Below are 17,943 nucleotides of genomic sequence, written 5' to 3'. Positions count from 1 at the left end.
GGAGACCGGCATGCTGGACACCCACCGCGTGAGTCGTTCGTTCCCCAGCATCAGCCTGCCTTCGTACGGGGATGGCAGCCCGGTTGAAGTGGCCTTGATCACCCAGCTCGGGATCGGTGCCGGCGACCAGCTGCTGCGTGATGCCGGGCTTCGCCAGGCCGCGCATCCGGCCTTCGTGGATGCGCTGGACGAGCCCTCCGCACGGCTCGGCGGCATGCACCTGGCCCACGACGATGCGTCGTCGCTGTACTCGTTCTCGGTCGGGCGCCAGGGGCATCCGTTCCACCGCCATGCCGGGCCCCGCATGTTCACCGCCATCGCCGGCAGCGGCGGTGCGCAGCTGCGTTTTTCCACCGCGTCCGATGCCCAGCTGCAGCGCGACCCCGCTGCGTTCCTGCATGCGCTGCGCTGCGTGGACATCCCGCCTGATTGCCTGTTCACGGTGCGCTTCGGCAGCGGCACCTGGCACCAGTTCGCGTCGCGCCACCCGCGCCACCCCGCGCTGTTCGCGCTCTCCTGCCATGCCAACGAACGCAGCGGCGCGCTGACCGAGGCGCAGCGCGCCCAGATAGAGGCCGACAACGCCGACATCCCCAGCCTTACCGATACCTTGCCGCCTGCCCTGCAGCAGTTGCTTGCGCAGGCCGATCTCGCGCGCGTGCCGGTGGTGAGCCTGTCGCTGCAGGCGCCGTCGCGTTCGTTGCTGGCGGGGTTGTGCGCGCGCACCCGCGACCTGGTTGGCCCGCTGCGTGTGCTGCTGGCCCGGTTACGCCCGGCCCACGGCTACATCGGACGCAGCGCGGCGCGCCATCCGGTGCAGGCACTGGCGGGGTCGCCGGCCGACTCGCTGCTGCAGCAGACACTGGTGGAAGGCACCCACCACGAGGACTACAACACGCTTGCCCTGCCCGCGCACAGCGTGGCCAGCCGCTCGGCAAGCGCGGTGCTGGAAGCGGTGCTGGACGGTTTCCTGCTTAATCCGCCGCCAAGCGTGGGGCGCCTTATGGCGTTGCGCAACGTGCTGGTGACCCCGCTGCAGCTGCGTACCTCACCGCTGGGCTGCCCAGTCTCCTCGCTGCTGTCCACTGATCGCAGCATGCTGTTCGCCGGGCGCTTCCCGGTGCATGCGCAGCGCGTGGACGCCGGCGACCGCAGCGCCGAAGTGCTGCTGGGTGCCGACGACCGCCACCTGCGGTTCCGCTCCTGCGTAAGGGTGCAGCTGTTGGACGATGGCGCTGCGGTCATCGCGCTGGGCACGCGGGTGCAAACCCGTAACCGTTTCGGTCGCCTGTACATGGCCGCCATCGAACACGTGCACCGCCGCCACATCAGCCCGGCCATGCTGCGCATGGCCGTGGCCCACGCGCTGGCGCCCGAACTGGTGCAGGCCACCACGCACGCCAGGTGCCGACCGGTGGTCGGCACGGTGACTACCGCGCCCGCAACGTCACCAGGGTGATCTCCGACGGCACGCCGATGCGCGCTGCGAACCCCGGCCACAACCCGGCGCCGTTGCTCACGTACAGCGTCATGCCGTTCACCTCGTAACGGCCGGAGACATAACCGCCGTTGGCGCGCTTGACCAGCTGGTCCATGCCGACGATGTGGCCCCCATGGGTATGACCGGACAGCTGCAGCTTCACGCCCTTGGCCGCATTGGCCAGGGCCTCGCGAGGGCGGTGGTCGAGCAGGATCACCGGGGCGGCGGGATCGGCACCTGCCAGTGCGGCAGTCAGATCCGGCATTGGCAGGCCATAGCGCGCCGCCACCGGGTCGGTGACCCCGGCGATGGTCAGCACCGCGCCAACGCGCGTCACCTGGGTGTGGCTGTTCTCCAGCACCTGCATGTGCAGCGAGCGGAACGCCTGCATCCATTGCGCGTACTGGCCGTAGTATTCGTGGTTGCCGGTGATGGCGATGACACCGTCCGGCGCCTGCAGCTGGCCCAGGCTGCGCACATCATTGGCACGGGCGCTGACACTGCCATCGACCAGGTCGCCCGTGATCACCACCAGGTCCGGCTTCAGCGCGTTGCTTTCAGCCACCACCTTGGCCACCCAGTCGCCGGTGAGCAGGCGGCTGGCGTGGATGTCGGTGAGCTGCAGCACGCGATAGCCATCAAACGCTTGCGGAAGGCCGGCAATGGTCACCTCGATCTGGCGGGTCTGCGGCACGGCAATGCCCTGCTGTACGCCCCAGATGCCCAGTACCAGCGCCAGTCCGCCCACCGCTGGCCGCAACCAGCTGAGGCGCAGGGCATCGGCAGCGCGCGGCAGCTTCAGCAGGCGCGCGCCCAGCAGCAGGACGTCCAGCACCAGCAGGAACACCGCCACCAGCAGCAGCGCGGTGAAACCGCTGGCCAGCACCACCAGGGCCGCCTTGGGAATCTCCGGCGAAGCCATCGTGCCGGCAAACCGCGCCACGATCCGGTGGTGCAGCGCCAGCGCCAGCACCAGCAGGCCAAGCGGGCCACGTACCGAGACCGGCACGCGCAGCGGCCAGATCAAGCGCCACACCACATACAACGCAAGCACTACTCCAACAACACTCAGCACAGGCAATTCCAGGTTACGGGGGGATGCGCGCGCGCCAGCGGCGATCGTGCAGCGCACCATCTTTGCCGATGTTGACGACAGGTGCCACCGCGAGGGGGTGGAATTCTGGGTTGCGCGGTTCAGCGCGAGGGTGATTTCTTCGCTTTTGCCTTGGCCGTATTGAAGGCCACCGCCGCCCGGATCAAGGCCTTCAACGCCGCCTCGTTGATCTTCTCGCCTTCATGCACGTCGATGGCACGGCGGGTGTTGCCCTCCAGGCTGGAATTGAACAGTCCCTTCGGATCGTCCAGTTTGGCCCCATGGGCGAAGGTCATCTTCACCGCGGCTTTGTAGGTTTCGCCGGTACAGAGGATGCCATCGTGCTCCCAGACCGGCACCCCGCGCCACTTCACGGTTTCCACCACGTCAGGGTCGGCCTTGCGGATGATGCTGCGAAGCTGCGCCAGGGTTTTGCCGCGCCAGTCGTCCAGCGCGGCGATCTTTGCATCGATCTGCTGCGCGGCGTCGTCCGGTGCAGCGGTGGCGGTGGCGGTGGCAATCGGCTTGCTGCGGGTGCTGGCACGGGGCATGGCCGGGTCCTGATCAACGTTGAATGGAAGGGGAACTGTTACATCCGTTCGCCGGGAAGCCGGCTGGCCTGCTTCACCCAGCGGGTGAACTGTTTCCCATCCAGTGGAACGTCCTCGACAACGTGCAGGTAGCGCGTGTCCTGGCTTTTGGATGCCTCCGGCGGCACCGGATCCAGCGCCTTGCCACGAAAGAACGCCACTTTGATGTAGCGCGCGTAGCAATGCATGCTCAGGAACCAGCCGTCATCGCCGGCGGCATACAGCGGCGAGTTCCATTTAACCGCCTTGCGCACGCCCGGCACCGCTGCCACGACCAGCGCATCGAGCTGCCGGGCCGCTTCGCGCTTCCAGTCGGGTATTGCCGCGATCCACGCCTGCACGGGGGCATCGCCCTCGCCTTTGGGAATCTGCGGATTGCCACCGGCCAGCAGGCGCGGCGTGCCGGTGGATGGGTCGGGGACTGCTTTGCGTCGGGTGGTCGCCACGTCGATGCCCATGCAGGTGCCTGACCGCCTTATAGACCGCCCTCCCATCAATTTCAACGCGCGCGTGCCGAGTCAGCAGCGTGCCGAGCACGGCGATGGGGCGAGCTGAACGGCCGCCCCATCCTGACCGGCAGCCCCTTGCATCCTCGCGTCCCGCGCCCTATAAATGAGTGGTCACTCACTTATAGCCCGTCATGGCCCGCCCCCTCAGCGAAGCGAAACGCGATGCGATCCTGGCTGCTGCCGCCCAACTGGTGGCGGCACAGGGCGTGGGCGCGTCCACCGCGCAGATCGCCAAGGCGGCCAAGGTCGCCGAGGGCACGGTGTTCACCTACTTCGAAACCAAGGACGCGCTGCTCAATGCGCTGTTCGTGCGCCTTGAAGAGCGCCTGGCGCTGGCAGTCGGTGGCACCTTCCCGGCGAATGCCGAGGTCCGCGAACAGCTGCACCATGTATGGAACGCGCTGCTGGTCTGGGGTGCGGCGCATCCGATCGACCGCATGGCACTGCGCCAGCTGAAGGTGTCCGAACGCATCACTGACTGCACCCGCACCCACTGCGCCGGGCTGTTCGGCACCACGCTGCAGACCCTGGAAGCCAGCCTTGCCCGCCATATCGACCCGGAGCGCATTCCGTTCTACCTGGGCCGGGTGCTGATCAGCCTGCTGGAAACCACGCTGGAGGCCATGGCCGCCCAGCCCGGGCAACGCGACACCCTGCAGCAGGCCGGTTTCGACCTGTTCTGGAAGGGCATTCAACGTTGATTTTTCCTCCGCCAATGAATGAGTGCCTGCGCACTCATCTACAAGACCAAGGAGACGCATGCGCATCCTGCCTGTACTCGCTGTCGCCTTCTCCCTCACCGTTCTGATCGGGATGACCTTCACCGTGCCTATCGCCTCTTACGACACTTCGCCGCAACGCGCCGATGACCAGTTCACCAACGTGGCCGCCAGACCGAAGGAATCCTTCGGCGCCACGCTCAAGCTGTTCTGGGAGTTCATGTTCAACCGCCCGCCGGGCACCACCCCGCCCAAGGCGCCGCCGGTGCGCGCGCTTACCGCGCAGGCGCTGGCCGAAGCGCCGGACCGCAGCATGTACCGGCTGGGCCACTCCACCCTGCTGATCAAACTGCGCGGTGGCTGGTGGCTGACCGATCCGGTGTTCTCCGAGCGCGCCTCGCCCGTGCAATGGATGGGCCCGAAGCGTTTCCACGCCCCGCCGATCGCGCTGCAGGAACTGCCGCCCATCCGTGGCGTGCTGCTCTCGCATGACCATTACGACCACCTGGACCGCGCGACCATCAAGTACCTCGCAACGCGTGCACAGGTGTTCCTGGCTCCGCTGGGCGTGGGCGACCGCCTGATCGACTGGGGCGTGCCGCAGGACCGCGTGGTGCAGCTGGACTGGTGGGAAGAAACCCAGGTCGATGGCCTGCGTTTCGCCGCCACCCCGGCCCAGCACTTCTCCGGCCGCGGGCTGCGCGATGGCAACCGCACGCTGTGGGCCTCGTGGGTGATCCTGGACGATGAGCTGCGCGTGTTCTTCAGCGGCGATACCGGCTACTTCAACGGCTTCAAGCGCATCGGCGAGCGTTACGGGCCGTTCGATGTCGCTTTCGTTGAAACCGGTGCGTATGACGCCAAGTGGCCGTTCGTGCACATGCAGCCGGAACAGACCGTGCAGGCGCACCAGGACCTGCGCGGCAAGTGGCTGGTGCCCATCCACAACGGCACCTTCGACCTGGCGATGCACCGCTGGGAAGAACCGTTCGAGCGGGTCAGCGCGCTGGCCGCGCAGCGCGGCATCGCGCTTTCCACGCCGGAAATGGGCGAACGCCTGGATCTTTCCGCGCCGCATGCCGGCACGCCCTGGTGGCGTGCACTGGCCGCGACGGAAAGCGAAGGCAGCGGCGTGGTGGCGGGCAGCACGCGCTGAGTGGACTCTGCCTTGCTCAGGCTTCGGGCAGGACGCGCTCACGGGCGCGTCGCCGGCCACTACCGATGAACACACCGACACAGGCGCCCAGCATGCCGCCCAGAACGTAGGCCACGCTGTTCCAGCCGTTCAACAGGAACGCGCCGAGAAAGCCGTCGTCCATGAACCGGCTGACGAAGTACACCGCCATGCAGCACACCAGGAGGTACATGGCGGCTACGGCAAGGGCGAATCGGTAGCGCCTTGAGATGAGCCCACCCAGCAGCGCTATCCACACTCCGACCATGACCCCCGTTACATCTCCCGCCTCGAAGGAGAACGAGGCCTTGGCGACGAAGGAAATCCTGAAAAAATGCGTGATCCCGGTCACCAGTCCCATCACCACCAGCACCGCTGCCATCTGTCGCCACATACGCTCCACTCCCTTGGAATCTGTCCCGCGCAGCCTACCCGTTCAAAGGCAGGCTGGCGATGACCCGCCGCGTTACTACCGATCAACAGCGTCGGCGCGCTCCAGGGTCAGCTCGGCATGCTCGGCTGGCGTCTTGGCCAGCCAGCTGGCCCAGCCCAGCTCACGGGCCTTTGCCAGTTGCGGAAGGGCCCTCGCCGGCATCGGCGGCTCGCTGCCTAATGCCTCCACGCGCCGGCTCTGCCGGACCCAGTTGATGAAATCCGGGTTGTCCATGCTGTAGTCGCTGCCCCCATCACGGCGGATCGGCCGCAGCTGGTAGCCATTGCCATACACGGGACGGACCAGTACGTAGTAGCGCCGGCCGGCCTCCAGGTCGGCGTCCATGAAATGCACGCGCATGCCATCGTTGGAGACGAACATCTTCCTGCCGGGGGCCGTGGAATACACCACCTTGTCTTTTCCACCGATGGCCGAGATGAAACGGTCACCCTCGGGGGTTACTTCACTCAACATGGTGTACATGCCGCCGAACAGCGAGGACGGGCGCAGGAAGATCAGCTGCGCCTTGTCGGGCTCCGGGAGAGCGACCGACTGCGTGGCACTTTTCTTGACGAAATCCCGGGCCCCGACGGGGGCAACGAACGCAAACAGCGAAAGCACGCACAAGACGAATCGCATCATGGTGGATTCCAGAGGTTGGCAGGAGGAACTGCAAGCGAGGTACCCCAGCACAGGGGCGCGGTATCATCGCGCGTTCCCGCCATGGAGTCACCGCATGCCCAACCTTTCGACCCGCTGGACCGGCCGCGCGGCGGCGGTACTCCTGCTGCTGGCGCTGGGCCCGGTGGTGTCTGCCGCCGATGACACGACCACCGCGCCCAGCGCCCGCGACCGCGCGGTGGCCGATGCGGACCAGATTGCCCGGCAGCTGCTCCAGGTGCGCGAGGGCGAGAACGAACTGAACTGCGCCAAGGCCGTCGAGAACGCCCGGTACGGCGTGGAAACCATGCTGGAAGTGGGCGAAAAGAACGTCCGCGGCGGTTACCTCGAGCCGGAGCAGTTCAATACCTCCGCGGCCCCATTGCGTGCGTTGCTGCCGCAGCTCACCACGGCCGACTGCGAAGCGGCCGACGGCAACAAGCGTGCCTTCTACCAGTGCATGTCCAGCGATTACAACCACGTGCTGGCCTGCGGAAAAGCGCATCCTTACTGAGCCGCGTTACGGATCAAGGGAATACGAGGGCAGCCGTTGCAGAGCGATCGTCTACCGTGAAACAGATGATCAGCGTGTCGGTCTGGCCTTCGAGCCCAGCGTGGGGCAACCAGGCACTGCCTGCTTGCAATAGGCAGCAGTGGAACCCCGCACCATCAGGCTGAACTCAAGCGTCTGCTGCAGCGGTACATCCACGCCTTCGATGATGGCGAGCAGCAGGTTGACCGCGCGCTCGCCGATCTCCCGCATGGGCTGCCGGACGGTGGTCAATGCAGGCGTGAGGTAGCTGGACGATGCCAGATCGTCGAAGCCGACCACCGACAGCGCCTCGGGCACGCGGATGCCCAGGTCCCGGCAGGCTGCCAGCACACCCAGCGCCATCTGGTCGCTGAAGCAGAAGATCGCGGTGGGCACGGTCGCGCCCGCCAGCAGCGCCATGGCTGCCGCATGGCCGGATTCCACGGAGAAGTCGCCCGGCACCACGCTCAGGCTGCGCAGGCGACCTCGTGCCTTGCTGGCGGCCCGGACCCCTTCGAGACGCTGCTGGTGCAGGGGATTGTCGGGCGGCCCGCCGACCACGGCGATGCGCTCGTGGCCCAGACCGTACAGGTGATCCATCACCGCGCGCGCGGCGGCGGCGTTATCGATGTGCACGCTGGGGATGCCCAGTGCGGGGTCGAACTCGCAGCCATTGACCACCGGCGCGGTGCTGCCCTGCTGCTGCACGATCGCGCGTGCGGTCGGCGGCAGGCGATGGCCCAGCACGATCATGCCGTCGGCTTCGTTGCGGCGGAGCATCTGCGCGTAGCGTTCTTCGCGCTCGGGTCGATGCTGGGTATCACCCAGCAGCACCGCGTAGCCCACCGCCTGCGCCGCTTCCTCCGCGCCCTGCAGGATCTGGGCGAAGAAGGGATTGGCGATGTCCGGCACGGTCACCAGGATCTTGCCGCTGCGCTGGGTCTTGAGCGTCCGGGCTACCGTGTTGGGCACATAGCCCAGCGCGGCGGCGGCCTGCTCGATGCGCGTGCGCGTGGCCGGCAGGACTTTGTCCGGCCGCGAAAGCGCCCGCGACACCGTGCCTGCGGAAACGCCGACGTGCTTTGCGATGTCGTAGATGGTTGCCATGGGTGTTGGGTTCTTCTTGTCGCTGTGCAGTGCACAACAGGTTTTGCGGAACGTCCTGCTAGGGTAATGCAATCGATTGCATCAGGGTGAATCACGTTGAAGACGCTCAAGGGTCCGGCGCTGTTCCTGGCACAGTTCATCGGCGACACACCGCCCTTCAACCGGCTGGACACGCTGGCCGAGTGGGCGGCCGGCCTGGGCTATTCTGGCGTACAGGTCCCCACCAGCGCGCCGCACCTGTTTGATCTGGCCGAGGCAGCCCGCAGCCAGGCGTACTGCGACGACATCGCCGGCATGCTGGCCGGGCATGGCGTGCAGATCACCGAGCTGTCCACGCACCTGCAGGGGCAGCTGGTAGCCGTCCACCCCGCCTACGACAGCCTGTTCGACGGCTTCGCGCCAGCGGACAAGCGCGGCGATCCGGCCGCCCGCCAGGCCTGGGCCGTGGAGCAGCTGCTGCTGGCTGCCAAAGCCAGCGAGCGACTGGGGCTGACCGCGCATGCCACCTTCTCCGGCGCGCTGGCCTGGCCTTATTTCTACCCTTGGCCGCAGCGCCCGCCGGGCCTCGTGGAAGCGGCCTTCGCCGAACTCGGGCGGCGCTGGCGCCCGATCCTGGATGCCTTCGACGCCTGCGGCGTGGACCTGTGCTTCGAGATCCACCCGGGCGAGGACCTGCACGACGGCGCAACCTTCGAGCGCTTCCTCGACGTGGTGGACCACCATCCCCGCGCGAAGATGCTGTACGACCCCAGCCACCTGCTCCTGCAGCACGTCGACTACCTGGGCTTCATCGACCGCTATCACCCGCGCATCGGCATCTTCCACGTCAAGGACGCGGAGTTCCGCGCCAGTGCGAGTAGTGGCGTGTATGGCGGCTACCAGGACTGGATCGATCGCCCGGGGCGGTTCCGTTCGCTCGGGGACGGCCAGATCGACTTCAAGGCGATCTTCTCCAAGTTCGCGCAATACGATTTCCCGGGCTGGGCGGTGCTGGAGTGGGAGTGCTGCCTGAAGCACCCGGAAGACGGCGCACGCGAGGGCGCCGCCATCATCCGCGACCACATCATCCGGGTGACCGAACGTTCCTTCGACGACTTTGCCGACAGCGGTGCGGATCCTGCATCGCTGCGCCGCATGCTGGGTATCTGAGCCATTACCGCCTGGGAGGGCAAGCCATGAGGCACGCCATGTCGCGCTTGGGCGCGATGATGTTTCTGCAGTTCTTCATCTGGGGCGCATGGTTCGTGACCCTGGGCACGTACCTGGTGCAGGGCCCGCTCCAGGCCAGCGCCAGCCAGGTGGCCACGGCCTTCCTCAGCCAGTCCATCGGCGCCATCGTGGCGCCGTTCCTGGTCGGGCTGATCGCGGACCGCTACTTCGCGGCGCAGCGCATTCTCGGGGTCCTGCACCTGGCCGGTGCGGTGCTGATGTGGCTGGCGTCTACGGCGACGGACTTCAACACGTTCTTCGCCTGCGTGATGGGCTACATGTTGCTGTTCATGCCGACGCTGGCGCTGGCCAACAGCGTGGCGATGCGGCACATGCAGTCGCCGGAGAAGCAGTTCCCGCCCGTGCGCGTGGCCGGCAGCGTCGGCTGGATCGTGGCCGGCGTGCTGATCGGCTGGCTCGGCTGGGAACAGGCGCATACGCTTGAACTGACCTTCCGGATGGCAGCGATGGCATCGCTGGCGTTGGGCCTGTATGCGTTCACCCTGCCGCACACGCCGCCGCTGGCGCAGCAGCGCGACGCCGGGCTGGGCCAGGTGCTGGGGCTGGATTCGCTGCGGCTGCTGAAGTCGCGCTCCTACCTGGTGTTCTTCCTGGCCTCCATCGCCATCTGCATTCCGCTGGCGTTCTACTACAACTTCACCAACCCCTATCTCAACGACCTGGGCGTGCGCGGCGCGGCCGGCCTGCAGTCACTGGGCCAGGTGTCCGAAGTGCTGCTGATGCTGGCCATGCCGTTCCTGTTCGTGCGGCTGGGGGTCAAGACCATGCTGGCGGTGGGCATGGCCGCATGGGTGGTGCGCTACGTGATGTTCGCCTTCGGCGATGCCGGCGGCGGCTTCTCCCTGCTGGTGATCGGCATCGTGCTGCACGGCATCTGCTACGACTTCTTCTTCGTCACTGGCCAGATCTACACCGATGCACATGCCGGCCCCGCCGCGCGCAGCAGCGCGCAGGGGTTCATCACCCTGGCCACGTACGGCGTGGGAATGCTGATCGGCACGTTCCTGTCCGGCGCGGTGGTGGAGCACTACACCACGGCGGCGGGCCCGGACTGGCAGCGGATCTGGTTGTTCCCGGCCGGCGTGGCGCTGGTGGTGCTGGTCGCCTTCCTGTTGTTGTTCCGCGACCGGCCGGCGCTTGCCGCCGCGCCCAGCTCGAACTGAGGAGCCGACACGATGCGCAAGCTTGGAATCGCCATTGTAGGCACCGGCATGATCGCCGCCGTGCATCGTCGCGCGGCGCTGCTGGCCGGCGCGGAGGTCCGCGGCGTGGTCGCCTCGTCGCCGCAACGCGCGGAGGAAGTGGCGCGCTCATGGAATGTTCCGCGCGGCTATCGTGACATCGAAGACGTGGTCGCCGATCCGCAGGTACAGGTGGTGCATGTGTGCACGCCCAACCACCTTCACCGCGCCATGGCGCAGGCGGCACTGGAAGCCGGCAAGCACGTGATCTGCGAGAAACCGCTGGCCACCACGCTGGAAGACGCCCAGGCCCTGGCGGCATTGGCAGCCTCGACCGGGCTGGTCGCCACGGTGCCGTTCGTCTACCGCTACCACCCGGTGGTGCGCGAGGCACGCGCACGCATCGCGCAGGGCGAGCTGGGGCCATTGCACCTGATCCACGGCAGCTACCTGCAGGACTGGCTGCTGGACCCGGCCAGCAACAACTGGCGCGTGGACCCGGCGCTGGGCGGCGCCTCGCGCGTGTTCGCCGACATCGGCTCGCACTGGTGCGACCTGGTGGAATGGGTCAGCGGCGAGCGCTTCGTTGATGTCAGCGCGGCGTTCGCCACCGTGGTTGCCGAGCGGGGTGCGGTGGGCGGGCAGAGCTTCACCACGCCGGCGGCGGGCGGCGCGATGCAGGCGGTAACCAGTGAGGACGTCGCCGCAGCGATGTTCAAGACCGGCGCAGGTACGCTCGCCTCGTTGACGGTCAGCCAGGTCTCGGCAGGGCGCCACAACCGGCTCTGGTTCGAGATCGACGGCGCCACGGCCAGCGTGGCATTCAACCAGGAAGACCCGGAGCGGCTGTGGATTGGCCAGCCCGACCAGCGCGAGGAAACCTTCGTGCGCGGACCTGGCGCCGGCAGTGCCGAACAACGCCGGCTGGCGGTGCTGCCACCCGGCCACGCGCAGGGCTACGCCCAGTGCTTCGAGGCGTTCGTCGCCGACACCTATCACGCCATCGACGGCGAGCGGCCGCAGGGCCTGCCTACCTTCGAGGACGGCCTGCGTTCGGCGCTGATCGTCGACCGCGTCATTGCATCGGCCAGGTCGCGCGCCTGGACCGCCATCGGTTGAACTCCACGAGGATTTCTTGATGAAGACTGCTGCACGCCGGACCACCACCCTCGCATTGCTGCTGCTCGCCGCCCTGCCCGCCTTCGCCGGGGACGCGGCCGGTCCACAGCAGCCCATCGCGGTGCAGATGTACACGCTGCGCAACGCCGGCACGCTCGACCAGCAGTTGAAGATCGTGCACGACGCGGGCGTGGGCGCGGTGGAAACGGTCGGCACCCAGAACGTCAGTGCCGCTGAACTCAAGCAGCTGCTGGACCGCTATTCGATCAAGGCGGTTTCGTCGCACGTGCAGCTGGCCGATCTGCGCAAGGACCTGGTTGGCGTGGTGGCCTTCAACCGCGCGATCGGCAACACCACGCTGGTGGTGCCGTATCTCGACAAGAACGATCGGCCGACCGATGCCGCCGGCTGGACCGCCCTGGGCCAGGAACTGGGCCGGATCGCGGCGCAGGTGAAAGCCCAGGGCATGCACCTGGCCTACCACAACCATGACTTCGAGCTGGTCGACTTCGGCGGCAAGACCGGCCTGGAACTGCTGTTCGCCGCAGCCGGCCCCGACCTGCAGACCGAGCTGGACCTGGCCTGGGTGGCGCGTGCCGGCCATGACCCGGTGGTGATGCTGGGCAAGTTCCGCGGCCACGTGTTCGCGGTGCACGCCAAGGACAATGCCCCCAAGGGCCAGGCCGAAGACGAGGGCGGCTTTGCCGCCGTCGGCCAGGGTGTGCTGGACTGGAACGCGATCCTGCCTGCCGCCGCCGCTGCCGGGGTGCAGTGGTACATCGTCGAACACGACCAGCCGCGCGATCCGGCCACCGTCATCAAGACCGGCGCAGACTACCTGCGCCACCACCTCACCGCCCGCCTGCCCGCCAGCGCACAGCGCTAGCCAGCCAAGGAGCCCTGCTTGAAAACGATCCTGACAATGGCCGTGGTTCTGTGTGGGACCACGTTTGCAACGGCCGCGTGGTCCAAGGACGATCCCGCTGCCGGCGCGCAGCTCTACGCGACCCACTGCGTTGCCTGCCATGGCGCGAACCGCGCCGGCGTTCCGCCGACGTTCCCCGCGCTCACCGATGTCGCCAAGCGGCTGGACTCGGCTCAGATCAAGGACAAGATCAAGAAGGGCGGCGGCTTGATGCCGCCCTTCTCCCAACTCTCCGAACAGGACATCGGCAACCTCGCCAGCTACCTGGCGAAGTAGCTTCCCACTACAGCTTCCGCACCCAGATGTTGCGGTAGCTGACCTTGGAATCGTGTTCCTGCAGGTACAGCGGCGCGCACCCATGCGGTGCATACGAGGGCGCGCCGATGTACTCGGTCTTGCCCGACAGCACGGTGTCGTCCTGTACCAGCACGCCGTTGTGCAGCACGGTGATGCGCGCCGGTGACGTGAGCCCACCGCCCGGCGAGAAGCGCGGCGCCTTCCAGATGATGTCGTAGGCCTGCCATTCACCCGGCCTGCGCGAGGCGTTCACCAGCGGCATGGCCTGCTTGTAGAGCGAGCCGGCCTGGCCGTTGGCATAGGTGGGGTTGTTGTAACTGTCGAGCACCTGCAGCTCATACAGCTCCTGCAGGAAGATACCGCTGTTGCCGCGATGCTGGCCGTCGAAGCCTTTGGTCGCGGTGGGCGCGCGCCACTCGACGTGCAGCTGGATGTCGCAGAAATCCTGTCTGGTGCGAATGCCCTTGCTGCCTGGCACCACGGTCAGCGCGCCGTTGGCGACGCTCCAGGGCACGGGCCCGCCCTGCTCCGACTCCCACGCGAAGACATCCTTGCCGTTGAACAGCACGATCGCATCGGACGGCGCGGCGTTCACGGGGGTGGCCACGGTCGCGGGCACCGGCTTCCACACCTCGGTCCTGGTCGGATCGCGTGCGGGGTCATCGGCCTGCGCGAATGCAGGCGTTGCAGCCAGCACGCATATGGCCATCAGCAGGGGCTTGCTCATCGTGTTCCTCATCAGCTGGTGCCCCACGCGGGGGTACCGGGGACATAGGCCAGGTCGCCGTCGTAGCGGCCCGGCACGGCGACGTACTGCAGCGTTTCGGTTGCCCCCACCTTCGAGGTGAAGAAACCGAAGATGGCCAGCTGCTTGATCATCGTGAAGTAGTGCGGCGTCGCTTCACCGCCTTCGGCGGTACCGGTCTCGCTCACCTCGGTGGCGCGTTTCCGGGCCTGCGCATCCAGCGTGCGCAGCAGCTCGGTGCGGGCCTGCGGCGCGAGCGCCACGAAGCGTCCGCCGGCACGTTTGTCGATGTCAGCCAGGCCGGCATGGAATGCCGCCTGCTGTTGGGCGGTGTAGCAGTCGGTGACGAACCGCGCCATGAACGCACCGGCACCGGCGTCCTTCGCCCCCGGCGTCTTCGTGCGCGGCAGGATGGTTTCTGCGATCTCGTCCAGCGTGCCGATATCGGCGGCGGAGAAGGCGGTCTTCGCCCCCGCCACCGGCGCCTGGCCACTGGCGAGCGCGGGCAGGCCGACCAGGGCTGCGCCCGTGGCGGCGACGATCATCTTCAACAGGTCGCGACGTTCCATTACAGGTTCCCCGCTTTCAGCTCGCGCACCGCATGGTCGGCCGCGCGTGCGGTCAGCGCCATGTAGGTCAGCGAGGGATTCACGCAGGCGCTGGAGGTCATGCAGGCACCGTCGGTCACGTACACGTTGGGCGCATCCCAGACCTGGTTGTGCTGGTTCAGCACGGAGTTCTTCCGGTCACGGCCCATGCGTGCGGTGCCCATTTCATGGATACCCTTGCCCGGCGCGTAGTCGTTGTCGTGCATCTCCACGTCCTTGACCCCGGCGGCCTCCAGCATTTCGGCGGCATCGGCGGCCATGTCCTTGCGCATGGCCTTCTCGTTCGCACGCATGGACACGTCCATCGCCAACACCGGCAGCCCCCACTTGTCTTTGCGGTCAGGGTCGAGGCGGATCGTGTTGTCGTGGTGCGGCAGCATTTCGCCGAAGCCGGTCATGCCGATGCGCCAGTCGCCCGGCACGGTCAACGCCTCCTTCAGGTCGGCGCCGATGTTGAGTTCGGCGATCTCGCGCGACCAGCCGTTGCGGCTGGCGCCGCCCTGGTAGCCGAACCCGCGCGTGTAGCCGCGCCTGTCGCCGCCGACGTTGCGGAAACGCGGAATGTAGAAGCCACAGGGGCGCCGGCCGAAGTAGTACTTGTCATCGTACCCTTCGACCCGGCCGGAGGCACCGGCGCCGAAATGATGGTCCATCACGTTGTGGCCCAGCTCGCCGGACGACGAGCCCAGCCCGCCTTCCCACACGTCGGTGGCCGAGTTCATCAGCAGCCAGGTCGAGTTGAAGGAGGAGGCGTTGAGGAAGATCACCTTGGCTGTGTACGTGTAGGTCTGCCCGGTCTCGGCATCGATCACCTCCACGCCACGTGCACGCTTGCGGTCCTTGTCGTAGAGCACTTCTTTGACGATCGAGAACGGCCGCAGGGTGAGGTTGCCGGTCTTCATGGCCGCAGGCAACGTGGCCGACTGGGTGGAGAAGTAGGCGCCGAACGGGCAGCCCAGGATGCACTTGTTGCGGTACTGGCAGTTGACGCGGCCCTGCTCGGGCTTGGGCTGGGTGATGTTGGCGGTGCGCGAATGGATCATGTGCCGGGTGCCACCGAAGGCCTGCTTGATCCGCGCGGCCACGTCCTTCTCGACGATGTTCAGCGGGACCGGCGGCAGGAATTCGCCATCCGGCAATACGTCCAGCCCTTCGCGCGTACCGGCGATGCCGGCGAACTTCTCCACGTGGTCGTACCAGGGCGCGATGTCGGCGTAACGGATCGGCCAATCGGTGGCGATGCCATCCTTGAGGTTGGCCTGAAAATCCAGGTCCGACAAACGATAGCTCTGCCGCCCCCACATCAACGAACGTCCGCCGACGTGATACCCACGGAACCAGTCGAAGCGCTTGGTCTCGATGTAGGGCGAGTCCTGTTCGTCGGCCCACATTCCCTCGAGGTTCTCGGCCAGCGCGTAGTCGCGCATCAGTACCGGAAAGGCGGCCTTCATCGCCTGGGTGGGCCGGTTGCGGTGCGGGAAGTCCCACGGTTCCTTCATCGCATTGACGTAGTCCTTCACGTGTTCGATGTTGCGACCGCGTTCCAGCATGAGGACCTTGAGGCCTTTCTCGGTCAGTTCCTTCGCCGCCCAACCGCCACTGATGCCGGAGCCGACGACGATTGCGTCGTAATGATTGTCTGCCATGGGTTCTACTTCACCTGGGTGGATATCAATTTCAGACGTCGCAGAGGCGGATCGCCTCGCGCAGCGAACCGATGGGATCGGGTGCCGCAGGCATGAACTCCTGCGCCAGATACCCATCGAAACCGGTGTCGCGGATCGCGCGACAGATGGCGGGATACTGGAGCTCCTGCTGGTCTCCGATCTCGTGCCGGCCCGGCACGCCCGCGGTGTGGTAATGCTTGAAATGCGCGTGATGCCGGCCGATGGTGGCGATGATGTCGCCCTCCATGATCTGCATGTGGTAGATGTCGTACAGCAGGCCGAAATGATCCGAGCCGAGCCGTTGGCACAGTTCGACGCCCCATGCAGAGTGGTCGCACAGGTAATCCGGGTGATCGACCCGGGAATTCAGCAGCTCCATCACCAGCACCACGCCGCGCTTCTCGGCATGCCCGAGGATGCGCTTGAGCCCGGCTTCGGCATTGGCCATGCCTTCCTGCGGGTCCATGCCGTTGCGGTTGCCGGAAAAACAGATGAGATTGCGATAGCCGGCATCGGCGACCAGGTCGATGTGCCGGGTGTAGCGCTCCACCAATTGGTCGTGGAACTGGCGACCAGCAAAGCCCTTGGTCAGGCCCAGCTCCGCGCCGTTGCACATCGAGCTGTACACGCCGTGTGCCTTCAGCGTGGGCCAGTCCTCCGGCCCCACCAGGTCGATGGCGGCGAACCCGATGCCCTTTACCGTCTGGCAGAGCTGGGCCACCGATAACTTGGGGAAGGTCCAGCGGGCGACCGAATGCTTCAGGTTGCCCTTGAGCGGCGCGATGGCGGCCATCGAGGGCGTCACGCCTGCGGTTGCCAGGCCAATACTTCCGGCGAACGCAATACGCAGCGCATCGCGCCGCGTGACGCGCGCACCTTGGATCGATCCAATCGAATGGTCGGGCATCCGCTTTCCGGCCTCCCAACCGGTATCAAACGCAACTATTCACTGCAATGCAATCGATTGCACCATAGAGGAGTAGTTCGTTTTTTTGCAAGACGCACTGCACGAAAATGGATGCTGCAGGGCACAATGAAATTCAGTGCCCGTAACTACTGGCAGTCTGCCGGTGTCGTATGCCGCCGAGTGAATTCTGCAGCCGCAAGCTACTGCGTGACGCTCACGCAGCCATTGATCTCTTTGGATTGCGCAGCGAGATGGGTTCAGCGTTGTGCGCTTGTAGCTGCCGGATTGCCAGCAAGTTTTCCAAGGTCATCCCTGTTTCCTGTTACCAGCAGCTTGGGCGTTGCCAATAATTCGCTGGCAAACGCATCACCGTTCTGCACGCGCCGCATGAACTCTTCCATTGAGTACAGCACAGGATTGATCTCCCGGCGCAACACTTCCTGCGCGGGGTGGATGGCACGCACCAGGTCAGCGAACCCCAGATCGCCCAGAACCAGCAGATCCACGTCGCTTCCGTCGACCTCGGTGCCCTTCGCCACCGAGCCGAAGACCCACGCCAACGAGACGTGATCGGCCACTGGAACCAAGGCGTCGCGCAGGACAGGCACCACGCCATGGGTCTTGCGGAACATCGCAGCCAGGTCATCGAACAGCAAACACGCGCGATTTGCCCGGTAGTGGACCTGATTACCCTGTTCGCTTCGCAGCAATAGTCCGGATCCGGTGAGCTTGTCCAGTTCGCGTGCAAGGGTACCGGCGTGGGTGCCGGTGATCCTGGCCAGCTCCCGCAGGTGGAAGCTGGCATCCGGCTGCAAAAGAAGCGCTGCCAGCACCCGTTGGCGGGTGGCCGGGAACAGGATGTCCATCGGTGGCGACGTGTTGCTCATCAGGCGACAAATGTTGCTTATTCGGCAACACATTGCAAGTGGGGCCATTCTCATGCGGTCTTCGAGCCCGTTGGACTGTG

The 17,943-nt window shown here is 66.4% G+C and carries 20 protein-coding genes; 9 read left to right on the top strand and 11 right to left on the bottom strand.

What is annotated here, in order from left to right; translation table 11 throughout:
* Positions 1–10 precede the first annotated feature (10 nt).
* Entirely contained in the window at positions 11–1,459 is a 1,449-nt protein-coding gene (locus V9K91_RS11725) for a DUF2867 domain-containing protein (RefSeq protein ID WP_336442852.1), read from the top strand.
* On the opposite strand, the gene V9K91_RS11720 is transcribed toward V9K91_RS11725, so the two are convergent.
* The 3 genes from V9K91_RS11720 to V9K91_RS11710 all read right to left on the bottom strand — a co-directional run bounded on the left by V9K91_RS11720 (position 1,431) and on the right by V9K91_RS11710 (position 3,621).
* Positions 1,431–2,555, bottom strand: coding sequence for a metallophosphoesterase (locus V9K91_RS11720; protein WP_336442853.1), 1,125 nt, complete (start codon positions 2,553–2,555; stop codon positions 1,431–1,433). The two genes, V9K91_RS11725 and V9K91_RS11720, sit on opposite strands and share 29 nt — an antisense overlap.
* Positions 2,556–2,674: 119 nt before the next feature.
* Positions 2,675–3,124, bottom strand: coding sequence for a DUF1801 domain-containing protein (locus V9K91_RS11715; RefSeq protein ID WP_336442854.1), 450 nt, complete (start codon positions 3,122–3,124; stop codon positions 2,675–2,677).
* A gap of 38 nt (positions 3,125–3,162) precedes the next feature.
* Positions 3,163–3,621, bottom strand: a complete 459-nt coding sequence (locus V9K91_RS11710; protein ID WP_336442855.1) for a DUF1801 domain-containing protein — start codon at positions 3,619–3,621, stop codon at positions 3,163–3,165.
* 182 nt (positions 3,622–3,803) lie between these two features.
* Between V9K91_RS11710 and V9K91_RS11705 the strand changes: the two genes are divergently transcribed.
* Positions 3,804–4,373, top strand: coding sequence for a TetR/AcrR family transcriptional regulator (locus V9K91_RS11705; protein ID WP_320458811.1), 570 nt, complete (start codon positions 3,804–3,806; stop codon positions 4,371–4,373).
* Between the two features lie 58 nt (positions 4,374–4,431).
* Positions 4,432–5,547 carry an MBL fold metallo-hydrolase gene (locus V9K91_RS11700; protein WP_336442856.1) on the top strand — a complete coding sequence of 372 codons (1,116 nt, stop codon included), beginning with the start codon at positions 4,432–4,434 and terminating at the stop codon, positions 5,545–5,547.
* A gap of 16 nt (positions 5,548–5,563) precedes the next feature.
* On the opposite strand, the gene V9K91_RS11695 is transcribed toward V9K91_RS11700, so the two are convergent.
* Positions 5,564–5,947 carry a hypothetical protein gene (locus V9K91_RS11695; protein ID WP_157771700.1) on the bottom strand — a complete coding sequence of 128 codons (384 nt, stop codon included), beginning with the start codon at positions 5,945–5,947 and terminating at the stop codon, positions 5,564–5,566.
* Between the two features lie 87 nt (positions 5,948–6,034).
* On the bottom strand, positions 6,035–6,640 hold the full coding sequence (locus V9K91_RS11690; RefSeq protein WP_068850019.1) for a hypothetical protein: 606 nt from the start codon (positions 6,638–6,640) through the stop codon (positions 6,035–6,037).
* A 94-nt stretch (positions 6,641–6,734) separates the two neighbouring features.
* On the opposite strand from V9K91_RS11690, the gene V9K91_RS11685 reads away from it, so the two are divergent.
* Positions 6,735–7,172 (top strand): hypothetical protein, encoded by a 438-nt coding sequence (locus V9K91_RS11685; RefSeq protein WP_336442857.1) that lies wholly within the window; start codon positions 6,735–6,737, stop codon positions 7,170–7,172.
* 69 nt (positions 7,173–7,241) lie between these two features.
* Here the strand turns inward: V9K91_RS11685 and V9K91_RS11680 are convergent, their stop codons facing one another.
* Positions 7,242–8,297, bottom strand: a complete 1,056-nt coding sequence (locus tag V9K91_RS11680) for a LacI family DNA-binding transcriptional regulator (RefSeq protein WP_336442858.1) — start codon at positions 8,295–8,297, stop codon at positions 7,242–7,244.
* A 96-nt stretch (positions 8,298–8,393) separates the two neighbouring features.
* Between V9K91_RS11680 and V9K91_RS11675 the strand changes: the two genes are divergently transcribed.
* From V9K91_RS11675 to V9K91_RS11655, 5 genes are read left to right on the top strand one after another with little or no spacing between them, the layout of a single operon-like run.
* Complete coding sequence (locus V9K91_RS11675; RefSeq protein ID WP_336442859.1) at positions 8,394–9,446, top strand: sugar phosphate isomerase/epimerase family protein; 1,053 nt, start codon at positions 8,394–8,396, stop codon at positions 9,444–9,446.
* 26 nt (positions 9,447–9,472) lie between these two features.
* Positions 9,473–10,690 (top strand): nucleoside permease, encoded by a 1,218-nt coding sequence (locus tag V9K91_RS11670; RefSeq protein WP_093533204.1) that lies wholly within the window; start codon positions 9,473–9,475, stop codon positions 10,688–10,690.
* A 12-nt stretch (positions 10,691–10,702) separates the two neighbouring features.
* Positions 10,703–11,827, top strand: coding sequence for a Gfo/Idh/MocA family oxidoreductase (locus V9K91_RS11665; RefSeq protein WP_095363436.1), 1,125 nt, complete (start codon positions 10,703–10,705; stop codon positions 11,825–11,827).
* 19 nt (positions 11,828–11,846) lie between these two features.
* A complete protein-coding gene (locus V9K91_RS11660; RefSeq protein WP_217536729.1) occupies positions 11,847–12,713 on the top strand; it encodes a sugar phosphate isomerase/epimerase in 867 nt (288 codons plus the stop codon).
* Positions 12,714–12,731: 18 nt separating this feature from the next.
* Positions 12,732–13,028 carry a cytochrome c gene (locus tag V9K91_RS11655; protein ID WP_249833896.1) on the top strand — a complete coding sequence of 99 codons (297 nt, stop codon included), beginning with the start codon at positions 12,732–12,734 and terminating at the stop codon, positions 13,026–13,028.
* Positions 13,029–13,035: 7 nt separating this feature from the next.
* Here V9K91_RS11655 and V9K91_RS11650 read toward each other — a convergent pair whose 3' ends face one another.
* From V9K91_RS11650 to V9K91_RS11630, 5 genes are all read right to left on the bottom strand, one after another.
* On the bottom strand, positions 13,036–13,776 hold the full coding sequence (locus V9K91_RS11650) for a DUF1080 domain-containing protein (protein WP_336442860.1): 741 nt from the start codon (positions 13,774–13,776) through the stop codon (positions 13,036–13,038).
* An 11-nt stretch (positions 13,777–13,787) separates the two neighbouring features.
* Positions 13,788–14,363: a gluconate 2-dehydrogenase subunit 3 family protein gene (locus V9K91_RS11645; protein ID WP_320458801.1), complete on the bottom strand. Its 576-nt coding sequence runs from the start codon at positions 14,361–14,363 to the stop codon at positions 13,788–13,790.
* Positions 14,363–16,048, bottom strand: coding sequence for a GMC family oxidoreductase (locus V9K91_RS11640; RefSeq protein WP_210131721.1), 1,686 nt, complete (start codon positions 16,046–16,048; stop codon positions 14,363–14,365). Before V9K91_RS11640 ends, V9K91_RS11645 begins: the two co-directional genes overlap by 1 nt.
* Before the next feature lie 31 nt (positions 16,049–16,079).
* Positions 16,080–16,874 carry a TIM barrel protein gene (locus V9K91_RS11635; protein WP_095363453.1) on the bottom strand — a complete coding sequence of 265 codons (795 nt, stop codon included), beginning with the start codon at positions 16,872–16,874 and terminating at the stop codon, positions 16,080–16,082.
* 359 nt (positions 16,875–17,233) lie between these two features.
* Positions 17,234–17,842: a nucleotidyltransferase domain-containing protein gene (locus V9K91_RS11630; RefSeq protein WP_249833892.1), complete on the bottom strand. Its 609-nt coding sequence runs from the start codon at positions 17,840–17,842 to the stop codon at positions 17,234–17,236.
* Positions 17,843–17,943 lie beyond the last annotated feature (101 nt).

This window comes from Stenotrophomonas sp. CCNWLW57 (assembly GCF_037203925.1).
GTDB lineage: Bacteria > Pseudomonadota > Gammaproteobacteria > Xanthomonadales > Xanthomonadaceae > Stenotrophomonas > Stenotrophomonas rhizophila_A.
The sequence above is the reverse complement of the archived record's forward strand: the minus strand, read 5'-3'. Positions and strand labels throughout refer to the sequence as shown.